We start from the raw sequence: 12,541 nt of genomic DNA on the forward strand, positions 1-12,541 counted from the left end.
CGCGCAGCAGGGCGTCTTCTACCTGCTCGAGGGCGACGGGGACGGCGCGATGCTGAAGCTGCTCTCCAGCTACGCCTACCGCGAGCGGAAGCACCTCTCCAACCAGTTCCGGATCGGCGAGGGCCTGGTCGGCCAGTGCGTGCTGGAGAAGGAGCGCATCCTCCTCACCGACGTGCCGGACGACTACATCCGCATCAACAGCGGCCTGGGTGAGTCCAAGCCCCTCAACATCGTCGTCCTCCCCGTCATCTTCGAGGGCCAGGTCAAGGCCGTCGTCGAGCTGGCCAGCTTCTACCGGTTCAGCGAGACGCACCTGTCCTTCCTGGATCAGCTCACCGAGTCCATCGGCATCGTGCTCAACACGATCGCCGCCGGCATGCGGACGGAGGAGCTGCTCAAGCAGTCGCAGAGCCTCGCCGACGAGCTGCGCAGCCAGCAGCAGGAGCTCACCGAGACCAACCGCCGCCTGGAGCAGCAGGCCAAGAGCCTCCAGGCCTCCGAGGAGCGCCTCAAGCAGCAGCAGGAAGAGCTGCAGCAGACCAACGAGGAGCTCGAGGAGCGCAGCCGCCTCCTCCAGGTGCAGAACATGGAGGTCGAGCGGAAGAATCGCGAGATCGAACAGGCCAAGGTGGCCCTGGAAGAGCGCGCCCAGCAGCTCGCCCTCTCCTCCAAGTACAAGAGCGAGTTCCTGGCCAACATGAGCCACGAGCTGCGCACGCCGCTCAACAGCCTCCTCATCCTCTCCAAGCTGCTGGCGGAGAACTCGGAAGGCAACCTCAGCGGCCGTCAGGTGGAGTTCGCGCAGACCATCCACGGCGCGGGAAGCGATCTGCTCAGCCTCATCAACGACATCCTGGACCTGTCGAAGATCGAGTCCGGGACGATGAGCGTGGACGTGGACGAGGTGTCGCTCAACAGCCTCAAGGACTTCGTCGAGCGCACCTTCCGCCAGATGGCGGTGGACAAGAAGCTGGGCTTCAAGCTGGACTTCGCCCAGGCCCTGCCCTCGCACGTGCTCACCGACGGGCGCCGGCTGCAGCAGGTGCTCAAGAACCTGCTGGCCAACGCCTTCAAGTTCACCGAGGAAGGCCAGGTCATCCTGGACGTGCGCCCGGCCCGCGGCGGCTGGAGCGTGGATCACCCCATCCTCAACCAGGGTGGCTCGGTGCTCGCCTTCTCCGTCATCGACACGGGCATCGGGATTCCCGAGAACAAGCAGCGCATCATCTTCGAGGCCTTCCAGCAGGCGGACGGCACCACCAGCCGCAAGTACGGCGGCACCGGCCTGGGCCTGTCCATCAGCCGTGAGATCGCCAAGCTGCTCGGTGGCGAAATCAAGGTGGTCAGCGCTCCGGGCAAGGGCAGCACCTTCACCCTCTTCGTGCCGCAGACGTACATGCCGGCGCCCAGCCTGGTGCGGCCGCAGATGCCCACGGGCAATGGCAATGTCGGTCCCATCGGCCTGGGCTCGCCCAGCAGCCGGGCCGCGTCCGAGGAGCGGCTCAACGCCCTGCGCGCCGAGGTGGAGACGGCGGTGCAGGACGCGGAGCTCGCCCGCGAGGAGGAGGTCGAGGACGACCGGCGCACCATCCAGCCGGGAGACCGCACGCTGCTCATCATCGAGGATGACATCGTCTTCGCCCGCATCATCCTCGGCCTGGCGCGCGAGAAGGGCTTCAAGGGACTCGTCGCGCTGCGCGGCGACACGGGCCTGGCCATGGCGCGCCAGTACCGCCCGGACGCCATCACCCTGGACATCGGGCTGCCCGTCATCGACGGGTGGAACCTGCTCGACAGGCTCAAGCACGACAGCCGCACCCGCCACATCCCGGTGCACATCATCTCCGCCAGCGAGGAGGAGCGCAGCCGCGGCCTGCGGTTGGGCGCCCTCGCGGTGCTCCAGAAGCCGGCCAGCCGCGACGCGCTCGTCGAGGCCCTGGGCCGCGTCAAGGGCTTCATCGAGCGGCCCATGAAGAACCTGCTCGTGGTGGAGGATGACGAGCGGCAGCGCGACAGCATCGTCAGCCTCATTGGCAACGGCGACGTGAAGTCCACCTCCGTGGGCAGCGGCCAGGCGGCGCTGCTGGCCATGAAGGAGAAGTACTTCGACTGCGTGGTGCTCGACCTGGGCCTGCCGGACATGACGGGCCTGGAGCTCATCGAGGCGATGAAGGCCGCGGGCCACACCCCGCCCATCATCGTCTACACGGGCAAGGAGCTCACCGAGGAGGAGGAGACGGTCCTCAAGCGCGTCACCGACGCCATCATCATCAAGAGCGTCAAGTCGCCCGAGCAGCTCCTGGACGAGACGGCCCTCTTCCTGCACCGCGTGGAGGCCAATCTCCCGGAGAACAAGCGGGCGATGATCAAGCAGGTGCACCAGAGCGATCCGGTGCTCGCCGGCAAGAAGGTGCTGGTGGTGGACGACGACGTGCGCAACATCTTCGCCCTCACCAGCGTGCTGGAGAAGCACAAGATGCAGGTGGTCTACGCGGAGAACGGCCGCAAGGGCATCGAGATCATCCGCAGCACGCCGGACCTCAACGTGGTCCTCATGGACGTGATGATGCCGGAGATGGACGGCTACGAGACCATGCGCGCCATCCGCCAGGTCAACGAGCTCAAGTCGCTCCCCATCATCGCGCTCACGGCCAAGGCGATGAAGGGCGACCGCGAGAAGTGCATCGAAGCGGGCGCCAGCGACTACATCACCAAGCCGGTGGAGACGGATCAGCTCCTCAGCCTGCTGCGCGTGTGGCTGTTCCGCACCGCGGAGCGCCTCATCAAAGGGTAACCCGTGACGAAGGAAGCCCTGGCGTTGGAGGTGGCGGAGAGCGCCGACGCCCTCGAGGACATCGAGCTGGATCTGCTCCTCGAGGGCCTGATGCGGCGCTACGGAGTGGACTTCCGTGGCTACGCCCGTGCGTCCCTGCGGCGCCGGGTGTGGAACATGGTGCACGCCCGGAAGCTCGGAACCATTTCCGCGCTTCAGGCGGCGGTGCTGCATGAGCCGCGGGTGATGGACGAGCTGCTCCAGCACCTGTCGGTGAACACCACCACCATGTTCCGCGACCCGAGCTTCTTCGTGGCCTTCCGCGAGAAGGTGGTGCCGCACCTCTTCTCCTCGCCCTTCGTGCGCATCTGGCACGCGGGGTGCTCCACCGGAGAAGAGGTGTACTCGCTGGCCATCCTCCTCATGGAGGCGGGCCTGTACGAGCGCAGCCGCATCTACGCCACGGACATGAACGCGGCCGTGGTGGAGCGGGCCAAGTCGGGCATCTTCCCGCTCGAGCACATGCGCGAGTACACCGCCAACTACCTGCGGGCCGGCGGCCAGGCCGTCTTCAGCGACTACTACACGGCCAACTACGACCACGCCATCTTCAAGGCCCCGCTGCGCAAGAACATCGTCTTCGCCCAGCACAACCTGGTGAGCGACGGGACGTTCAACGAGTTCAACGTGGTGCTGTGCCGCAACGTGCTCATCTACTTCGGCCCGCAGCTGCAGGAGCGCGTGCACCGGCTGCTGCACCAGTCCCTGCGCCGCTTCGGCATCCTCGCGCTCGGCCGCGGCGAGACGCTGCGCCACACCGTGCTGGAGAACGACTACGACGAGGTGGACGTCCAGGATCGCCTCTACCGGCGCCGCGCCTGAGCCGCCCCGGGGCCCGCTACCGGGCCCCTACTCCACGGGGGCCGGCAGGCGGTACATCTCGTAGATGTCCCCGTGGTGCCTCAGCCCCATCGCCTCGCGCTGGACGATGAGGTACCAGCGCTGCTTGTCCGCGTCCGCGCGCAGCTCCTTGTGCCGGGCCACCAGGCGGGCCCTCGCCGGGCCGCTCGTCTCCCGGAGCACCTGCTCCGTCTCCTGGAGCTCCACGAGCAGGGCCTCCAACCGCGAGGCCACCCGCCGCATGGCGGAGGCCTTCTCGGATTGGATTTCCACTTCGATGGCGAGCGGCGTGTCCGGAGAACGGGGGCGCGTGGACATGGCGTTTGTCTAACCATGTCCTCTCGCGGTGGCCAGGGCCCGAGCGCCCTGCCGGCGGCTCGCCGGGTACCTCGGCGCTCCCGTGGGCCGCGGCATGAGAGGGATTGAGGGCCCCCTGTCCCTCACGGCTCGAGTGCTTGGGGCGGGGGTTTGGCACTGAGGATGGGCGCGTAGCACTTGCCCTCGTTCTCGTAGACGTAGCGCGGGCTCTCCGGGCATGGGGCCTCGAGTTTGAGAATGATCCAGCAGGCGCCGATCAACTCGGCCTCGACGTAGCGGGCGCAGGGAGGGCGCTTCTGCCCCTTGAGGGGCTCGCTCGGCAGCGGCCGGGAGATGGGGATTTCATTCCCAGCATCCTGGGCGTCCGTGAGCCATCCCTCGTCGAACGGGTCATCCGGCGTCCCGGCTGTATCCGCCTGTACGTCATAGCTCTCGGCGGCGGGCGGGGTGCTCGCCAGGGACTCCGGGCCACCCGGTGGTGGGGACCCGGAGACCAGACGCACCAGCGCGAAGAGCAGGGCAGCCACCGCGGCAACGCTCGCCCATGCCAATCCCAGACGCCACAGGGGGCGCGGCTCCTCGGGGCCGTCGAGGGCGCGAGTCATGCGCCCCACTCCCTCACGCACATCGCCGAGCAGCGGCATCAGTGCATCCGCCGAGTGCTTGTCAGGGGCCCGGGCCCGGCGCGAGTCCTTCACCTCCAGGGCGAGGTAGTCCTTCGCTTGCGAGGCGATGAGCTCCACCCGGAAGTCCGGAATGGGGGCCGCATCCTCCCCGGCCGCGGGCTTGAGCACCACGGCCGTAGCGCCACTCTCCTCGTGCGTGGCCAGGTAGAGCTCCCCGGGACTGCCAGGGTCTTGGGGCAGCTGCTCCTCAAGCTGATAGGGCCCCACCTGCGTCCGCTCCTCCCACTTCTTCTCCTCGTCCATGCGGGCTTCTCCCAGGCCTCTCCGCGCACCCGAGGCCTTGTGCGCTTGTTCGCATGGTGCAGGGCCCTCGTGCCAGGAGCCGCCCGGTGCCTCTCGTGACGTCCTACCCCACGAGTGCACTCGAGTGTCACCCCTTGGGTCTCCTGCTGATGGGCCTACCCGCGTTTTGACACAGGCGCATGGTTTCCATTAAATCCTGGAATCCCATTTTCATACTGGATGGCCGCAGGAGGTGCGCTGTGTTCCCTCGTCTTCCTCGCCCGCGCCTCCCCAGCGCGCAGTGGCGTCCTCCGCTGGGGGCCTGGTTCCTCCTCTTCTTCTTCGTTCAGGCCGCCTGCGCCACGAGGGCCCCATGGGGAGGCCTCACACCGGGCTACCGCTATTCGTCGCCCACTCCCCCACCGGCACCCAGGGAGCGCACGACGGAGCCCGACCTCGGGGCGGCCACCGTGTACGAGGTAGGCTTCCTGGAGCCCGGTGCCGTCGCCCCCCGCCCGGTGCCCATCCGCACGGCGGAGTTCCAGCGGGCCTTCCAACGCCTCAGTGAGGATGTGCGTTTGGGGCGTCGTACTCCACGCCAGGCCGCCCTGGAGTTGCTGCGCATGTCCAAGCAGCAGGCGCAGGAGGTGGAGACGGTGGAGAGCGCGGGAGAGTGGAACCTGGAGACGTACGCCGGCCAGGGCTACACCCTGGTGCCGGCGAAACAGGAGGGCCCGGTGTCCCTCACTCCCGAGGCGGAGGAAGCCCTCAAGCAGCAGTACCTGCACTGGTGCGAGCCCCAAGGCGGAGGCGATTGCCTGGGCTTGCTGGACGATGGGCCGTACCTGCGCACGGATGATCGGCGCACGTTCGCCCTGGCCCTGGCCTTTGGCCGCGTGCTGGAGGAGACGCAGGCAGCTCTGGGCCGCCAGCTCAACGCACAGGCGCTCGTGTCCATGGCCGTCTGGACGGTGGCCTTGTACTGCATGCTGTGGGTGGTGCCCGAACCCACCACGAAATTCCTCGCCGCGAGCCTGACCGTGATTCTCATGGCGTGGCTGGGGCTGGAGACGGTGTACGGGCTGATGGATGGCTGGGCCCGCATGGCCAACGCGGCGCACGAGGCCAGCACCTTCGAGGAGTTGCGCGCGGCGGGCGAGGAGTTTGGCCGGGTGCTGGGAGAGGACACGGCGCGGGCGCTGATTCTCGCGGTGTCCACGCTCGCGGGGCGCACGCTGGGCGAGGTAGCGGCGAAGGTGAAGTCCCTGCCGGGCTTCCGCCTGGCCGAGATGCAGTGGGAGGCGCAGGGAGGAGCCGCTGCGCTGGCGCCCGAGGTGGTGGAGGAGACGGCCCTGGCGCAGGAGAGCGCGCTGGCCCGGGCGGTGGCGGCGGCGGAGACGGTGGCCACGTCGCCCCAGGGCCCCCTGGCCGTGGTGCTGCTCAAGAAGACGGGTGGTGCGGCGAAAAGGGCCCCGGGGGGCCGCTCGGCCCGGACCGTCATCCGCCATCGGGGCGGCAATCAGCAGGTGGAGCTCAGCGATGGCCAGCGCTGGCACTTGTCACGGGGCAAATCGCTCGCGGACATTCCCGCCCAGGACAAGGTCGGCGACATGCTCCAAGAGGCCGTCACGCGGGCCGCCCAGGAATGGGGACCCCACAGGCTCAGCATCAAAGAACGCAAAGCCATCAACGATGCCCTCGAAAAGGGAGAATACTGGCTGGCGCGGCTGTTGGAACGCGAGGCCCGGGGGCGCTACGTAAACGAGACGGTGAAAGCCCAGTTCAAACGGCTCTATCAGTTCAATACTCAGGGAGTAGACGTGGTTGACCCAGCAACCAGCTACAAGTACGAGATCCTCTCCGGCACCGAGTCGAACCTGGCGCGTCATGGCAGACGTATGGCGGGCGAGCTCTTCCGGATGCTCACCTTCTGAAAAGGAACGGCCATGAACGGGCCCGGTAACATCATCATCGAGGACAGGGAGATTACAAACGAGCGGTTCGAGTTAACGGACAAGAGCGCTCATTACTTCCTGGGTCCCAACCTGACGCTGCGCCACTGCACCGTCGTCTTGAAGGTGCCCGCCAGTCGCTTGTACTTCGACCGGCCCCTGTTCATCGACTGCACCTTCGAGGTGAAGCAGGAGTTGAAGAACCATCAGCAATGGGTAGCCGCCTCCCTGAAAGGCTGCCGGTTCAAAGGGCGGTTGTCGGGGTGCGACTTCGGGCACTGGCCCGAATACAGCAGCCTGCCGGGATTCCAGTTCGGTTCCATTGAGGACTGCGACTTCACCGAGGCCCGTATGGATGGCTGCCGCATCATGGGGTGCGACCCCGCCACCCTTCGCTTTCCCAAGTGGCCCTGCTTCACCATCCTGGATCCCATCCGCCGGGCTCCTGAACTGTGCCGTGTCAAATGGCCCGGTCGTATTGGCCGTGTCCTCATGGAGGACCTTCACGCCCAACCGGCTCGCACCCAGGCACTGACTGAACATGCCCCTTCCCTTGCAAAGCAATTGGGCACCACTCCGGAAGAGATTCGCGCCGTCATCGAGCAGTTCGACTGCATCGTCTACTGACGCCCCCCGGCCCCGAGCGCCTCAATGCGTGTCAGCCGCGGGAGGCTCGTCCCGTTGCTCGGGCGGCAGTTCCTGCGCCACCTTCTTGCGCACCAGTTGCTTGGTGGCGATCTCCTCCTCCTCCGTCCGCTGGCGCCGGCGCACCAGGCCCTGCGACTCGTCCACGAACCAGAAGAGGACCCGGTAGAAGGCCGCGATCACGGTGACGAGGATGGACGAGAGGAACCAGCTCAGCACGCTGCCTACCCAGCCCCCCACCACCACCCGGATGGGATAGGTGCCCGTGAGCGGCACCAGCGCGAAGGCCACGTAGTGCGAGACGCAGTAGGGGCAGGACATCAGGTAGCCAAACCACGTGTCCATGCCGCCCAGCCGCTCGCGAATGGGGGCGCTGATGCGCTCCTTCGCGATCGTCTGGGAGATGCCCATCACCACCGCGGAGACGGCGAAGAGTTGGAACAGGTCCGTCATGCCGCCCAAGGTGGGCACGGCCGCGCGCCCGCGCGTGGTCCCCGAGGACAACCCGCCCCGGAAACCGGCACCCGAGCAACCAGGCGCTCCTCAGCGCGCCCGCCGCTCCGGACGCTCCCGGGCCTCGGCCTGCTTGCGCCGTGAGGCCTCGGCCGCCGTCTCTGGAGGCACCAGCGCGTTCGGCCCCCGGCCGATGAGATCCTCGCGGCCCGCCTGCTCCAGCGCCTCGCGCGCCAGCGGCCAGTGCTCCGGGTTCCAGAAGAGCAGCAGCGCCTTCTGCAGCCGCTTCTCGCGCAAGCCCTTCGCCGTGTACACGGGCTCCATCTTCAGGGGATCCAGGCCCGTGTAGTACATGGCCGTGGCCACCGACATGGGCGTGGGGATGAAGTCCTGCACCTGGCGCGGGCGCTTGCCGTTCTTCTTCAGCCACAGCGCCAGCTCCACCATGTCCTCCAGCGCCGAGCCCGGGTGCCCGCTGATGAAGTAGGGAATGTCGTACTGCTCCTTCCCCGCCTCCTCGCTCGCACAGGCGAACATGTGCTGGAAGCGCTCGAAGCTCTCAATGCCGGGCTTCTTCATCTTCTCCAGCACCCGCTTCGACACGTGCTCGGGCGCCACCGACAGCTGGCCTCCCACGTGGTGCGCCGCCAGCTCCTTCACGTACTCGGGCGAGCGCTCGGCCAGGTCGTAGCGCACCCCGCTCGCGATGAAGACGTGCTTGACGCCCTCCTCCTCGCGCACCTGTTGCATCACGTCGATGAGCGGCCCGTGGTCCGTGCCCAGGTTCTCGCAGACGCCCGGGTGCACGCACGAGAGCTTGCGGCACCGGCGCTCGATGTCCTCGCTCTTGCACTTGAGCTTGTACATGTTCGCCGTGGGGCCCCCGAGGTCGGTAATCGTCCCCCGGAAATCCCCCATCCGCCTCAGCGCCCGCACCTCGCGCAGCACGCTCTCCGCGCTGCGGCTCTGGATGACCCGGCCCTCGTGCTCGGTGATGGAGCAGAAGGTGCACCCGCCGAAACACCCGCGCATCAGCACGATGGAGTGCTTCACCGTCTCGTAGGCCGGAATCCGCTCCTGGTACATGGGGTGCGGCACGCGGTTGAAGCTCAAGTCATACAGCTCGTCCATGGCCACCGACGCGCCGTCGCCCTTGCCCTCCCCGTCCTCCAACGGCCGCGCCGGAGGGTTGAAGTAGACGGCCCGGTTGCCGTGCCGCTGCGCCAGGGGACGCCCGTTGCCGGGGTTCGTCTCCATCTGGAAGTCGCGCGACATGCGGGCGAAGGCCACCTTGTCCGCCACCGCCTCCTCGTACGAGGGCAGCACCACCACCTTCTGGTCCGCCGCCCGCTTCGCCGGGTCCGCCTCGTGCGCCTTCATCTCCGCGTCGTTGATGATGTACGCGGTGCCGCGCACGTCGCGGAGCTCCTCCACCTTCTCGCCCCGGCGCAGGCGGTCGGCGATCTCCCAGATGGGGCGCTCGCCCATGCCGAAGACGAGCAGGTCCGCCTTGGCGTCCATGAGGATGGAGCGGCGCACCTTGTCGCTCCAGTAGTCGTAGTGCGCAATCCGGCGCAGCGAGGCTTCAATCCCCCCGAGGACGATGGGCACGTCCGGGTACGCCTCGCGGCAGCGCTGGGCGTAGACGATGGTGGCGCGGTCCGGCCGGCAGTTGGTGCGCCCGCCCGGGCTGTACTGGTCCTCGGAGCGGTTCTTCTTCTGCGCGGTGAGCCGGTTGAGCATCGAGTCCAGGTTGCCCGCGGCCACCCCGAAGAAGAGCCGGGGCTTGCCCAGCGCCTTGAAGGGCTCGGCCGAGTGCCAGTCCGGCTGGGAGATGATGCCCACCTTGAAGCCACGCCCCTCGAGGAAGCGGGCGATGAGCACCGGGCCGAACGCGGGATGATCCACGTATGCGTCCCCGGAGACGATGATGATGTCGAGTTGCTCCCACCCCCGGGCCAGCATGTCGGCGCGGGTGACGGGAAGGAAGGGATGCGGGAAGCGGATCTGCGTGGCCATGGGGGTACCCATCCCTCCCCTAACCGCTGAAGGCGGCCGGACGCAAATGCCCGCTGTCCGAAAAGCCCTCCGCCCCCCGGCTAGCCGGGCCCCTGGGCGCCCGTCCTGCCGAGCCTCTGGGCCTCCACCCGGGGGGTGGGCAGCACCAGTCCCGCCGCCCGGAAGCGCCCCGCGGCCCAGTCCCGCGCCGCCTGGAGGTCGCTCACGATGGTGTGCGGACAGGGCAACGGCTTGAGCTGGTAGATGATGTTCAGCGCCAGCCGGATGAAGGGCGAGGTAATGATGAAGGCCGTGCCGAGCGAGCGCTGCCGCAGCGCCACTTCGTGGCGTTGAATCCACTCCACCTGGAGCTGGCGCTGCTCCATCGTGGGCGCGGTGGTCTCCGCCCGGGTGTCGAGGATGGCCAGGTACTTCTCGCCCCGGTTCAGGTACGCGCTCATCCTCGACAGGTAGGCGGCGAAAACCTGGGACGAGCTCGTCCCCGAGAACGTCACCCTCAGCAACGGCCACTGCGAATCATCGAATGTAATCAACGCACCGCCCCCCGTGAGGAGGACAGTGTACCGGCGGGGTCCGCGCTCCCCGTCTCCCACCTCCCCGCCGGGCCCCCGCTTCTGTTGTGGGGTGATCGCACGAGGGGTACATCCGTGGTCACTCCCCGCCAGCCCCCGCGGCCGATTGACTCTCAGCCCTCGAGCGGCCGCTGGGAGACGCCGGTGCGCCGCCGCCACGCGGAGATGGCGAGCCGGTACACCGTGCTCGCGCCCAGGCCCGCGCAGACGTAGAGCGGGGGCAGCACGAGCAGCAGGTACTGCGCCCACTTGGTGGGCCAGAGCACCAGGAACACCACGCCCACCAGCGCCCAGGCCGCCCACACGGGACGCTCGCGCCAGGTGGCCGGCAGTCCGAGGAGCGCCAGCGGCACCAGCACCCAGACGGTGGCCCCGGTGGCGAAGACGTCCCGGTGCCACTCGGTGGGCGTCGCGTGCGTCAGGTGGTAGAGCGGCTGGTACCAGGGCAGCGCCGAGCGCACCACGTGCTCGCTGTGCGAGTAGTTCCAGTGGAACGTGAGCGACTCCCACAGGTGCCCCACCGGATCCGTCCAGAGTGCCGGGTGTGCTGCCAGGAACATGGCCGCGCAGGGCAGCACGAAGGCCGCCCAGACCCGGCCCCGCGCGCGCCCGTGGGCCACCAGGAACGGCAGCAACGCCAGCCCCACCACCATGGCGTACGGGTACTTGCCCGCGGCCGCGAGCCCCAGCAGCGCCCCGGAGAGCGCGAGCGGCACGAGCTGGAAGGAAGCCCCCTGCCCCGCCTCGACGGCCTCGCGGCGGGCGCGCTCGAAGGCCAGCACGGCCAGAATGGCGAAGAGCCCCGGGACGCCCTCCAGGTAGGCCTGGGAGGTGTACTTCGCGTGGTACGAGTCGAACGCGAGCAGCAGCGCGCCCACCGGGTGCACCAGGCCCGTGAGCCCCACCTGGAGGATGCCCGTCACCGCGGACAGCCAGCGCGTCTGCCGGAAGGCCGGGGCGGCCGGTGCCGGAATGGGGCGGCCCACGCGCACCGTCTTCCACGCGGGCTCGGGAGCGCCCGAGGCCAGCAGCTCCGAGGCGAACAGCAGCTTCACCAGCGGCGGGTGCTCGAAGTTCTCCCGGTAGCTCGCCACCTCGCCCCACCGCCCGCCCTCCAGCAGCTCCGCGTACCGGTAGGCCACGGGCAGGTAGACGAGCTCGTCGAAGTCCGGAGGCAGGCGCTCGACGGCCCGGGCGCGCTGCCACGTGGCCGCCAGGAGAGCGAGGAGCAGGGTGGCGAGCGCCAGCAGGCGTTTCGACGGCATGGGCGCCGCTGATAACACGGTTCCCTCCCCACCCGCCTGGAGTGGTAGAGGCCGGAACACCTCCCCATGACGCCCCCGCATAAGACGATCGTCTTCGACCTCGACGGCACGCTGGTAGATTCGCTGCCGGACATCATCGCCAGCTTCCAATACGGCTTCGCCAGCCTCGGACTGCCGGCCCCCGCGGACGCCGAGGTGCGCACGCTCATCGGCCAGCCGCTCGAGGCCATGTACATGCACTTCGCGCCCGCGCACGCGGTGAACCTGTGCGCTGTCTACCGCGAGCACTACGCGCGCAACTTCGTCAACCGCTCGCGCCCCTACCCCGGCGTCGCCGAGCTGCTGCGCACCCTGCGCGAGCGCGGCTACAAGCTGGCCATCGCCACCACCAAGCGCACCGACATGGCACGGCGCTTCGTCGAGGCGCTCGGGATGATGCCCGCCGTGGACTACGTGCAGGGCACCGATGGCTTCCCCCACAAGCCCGCCCCGGACGTCATCCACCGCGCCCTGGCCGCGCTCGGCGCCGAGGGCCTGTGGATGGTGGGCGACACCACCGCGGACATCCTCGCCGGACGCGCCGCGGGCCTGCGCACCTACGCCGTCACCTGGGGCAACCACGACGCCGGCCTGCTCGCCACCGCCACCCCCGACGAGCTCCAGCCGGACCTCGCGCGCCTGCTCGCGCACCTGCCCCCGCTGCCCCGGGCCTGAGCGGTCTCCGCCGCCCCGGCCC

11 protein-coding genes are annotated in these 12,541 nt (G+C 68.6%); 5 read left to right on the top strand and 6 right to left on the bottom strand.

What is annotated here, in order from left to right:
- Nucleotides 1-2,794 (top strand): response regulator (locus ACJ8AN_RS33025; protein ID WP_407759530.1); only part of this gene is annotated, 2,794 nt, incomplete at its 5' end.
- A gap of 3 nt (nt 2,795-2,797) precedes the next feature.
- Nucleotides 2,798-3,655, top strand: a complete 858-nt coding sequence (locus tag ACJ8AN_RS33030; RefSeq protein WP_407759531.1) for a CheR family methyltransferase — start codon at nt 2,798-2,800, stop codon at nt 3,653-3,655.
- Between the two features lie 27 nt (nt 3,656-3,682).
- Here ACJ8AN_RS33030 and ACJ8AN_RS33035 read toward each other — a convergent pair whose 3' ends face one another.
- Together ACJ8AN_RS33035 and ACJ8AN_RS33040 are read right to left on the bottom strand one after the other, a co-directional pair.
- Nucleotides 3,683-3,991 (bottom strand): hypothetical protein, encoded by a 309-nt coding sequence (locus ACJ8AN_RS33035; protein ID WP_407759532.1) that lies wholly within the window; start codon nt 3,989-3,991, stop codon nt 3,683-3,685.
- Nucleotides 3,992-4,113: 122 nt separating this feature from the next.
- A complete protein-coding gene (locus ACJ8AN_RS33040) occupies nt 4,114-4,920 on the bottom strand; it encodes a hypothetical protein (RefSeq protein WP_407759533.1) in 807 nt (268 codons plus the stop codon).
- Between the two features lie 551 nt (nt 4,921-5,471).
- Here ACJ8AN_RS33040 and ACJ8AN_RS33045 point away from each other — a divergent pair.
- Nucleotides 5,472-6,833 carry a hypothetical protein gene (locus ACJ8AN_RS33045; RefSeq protein ID WP_407759590.1) on the top strand — a complete coding sequence of 454 codons (1,362 nt, stop codon included), beginning with the start codon at nt 5,472-5,474 and terminating at the stop codon, nt 6,831-6,833.
- Nucleotides 6,834-6,845: 12 nt separating this feature from the next.
- Nucleotides 6,846-7,478 carry a hypothetical protein gene (locus ACJ8AN_RS33050; RefSeq protein ID WP_407759534.1) on the top strand — a complete coding sequence of 211 codons (633 nt, stop codon included), beginning with the start codon at nt 6,846-6,848 and terminating at the stop codon, nt 7,476-7,478.
- Nucleotides 7,479-7,499: 21 nt separating this feature from the next.
- On the opposite strand, the gene ACJ8AN_RS33055 is transcribed toward ACJ8AN_RS33050, so the two are convergent.
- The 4 genes from ACJ8AN_RS33055 to ACJ8AN_RS33070 all read right to left on the bottom strand — a co-directional run bounded on the left by ACJ8AN_RS33055 (nt 7,500) and on the right by ACJ8AN_RS33070 (nt 11,805).
- Nucleotides 7,500-7,967, bottom strand: coding sequence for a DUF1360 domain-containing protein (locus tag ACJ8AN_RS33055; protein ID WP_407759535.1), 468 nt, complete (start codon nt 7,965-7,967; stop codon nt 7,500-7,502).
- 72 nt (nt 7,968-8,039) lie between these two features.
- Nucleotides 8,040-9,968, bottom strand: a complete 1,929-nt coding sequence (locus tag ACJ8AN_RS33060; RefSeq protein ID WP_407759536.1) for a YgiQ family radical SAM protein — start codon at nt 9,966-9,968, stop codon at nt 8,040-8,042.
- An 80-nt stretch (nt 9,969-10,048) separates the two neighbouring features.
- Nucleotides 10,049-10,501: a hypothetical protein gene (locus tag ACJ8AN_RS33065; RefSeq protein ID WP_407759537.1), complete on the bottom strand. Its 453-nt coding sequence runs from the start codon at nt 10,499-10,501 to the stop codon at nt 10,049-10,051.
- A gap of 152 nt (nt 10,502-10,653) precedes the next feature.
- Nucleotides 10,654-11,805: a hypothetical protein gene (locus ACJ8AN_RS33070; RefSeq protein WP_407759538.1), complete on the bottom strand. Its 1,152-nt coding sequence runs from the start codon at nt 11,803-11,805 to the stop codon at nt 10,654-10,656.
- Between the two features lie 66 nt (nt 11,806-11,871).
- On the opposite strand from ACJ8AN_RS33070, the gene ACJ8AN_RS33075 reads away from it, so the two are divergent.
- The gene (locus ACJ8AN_RS33075) at nt 11,872-12,519 is read left to right on the top strand and encodes an HAD family hydrolase (protein WP_407759539.1); all 648 of its coding nucleotides are present in this window, start codon (nt 11,872-11,874) and stop codon (nt 12,517-12,519) included.
- Nucleotides 12,520-12,541: the final 22 nt, after the last annotated feature.

This window comes from Archangium sp., assembly GCF_045802675.1.
Lineage (GTDB): Bacteria > Myxococcota > Myxococcia > Myxococcales > Myxococcaceae > Archangium.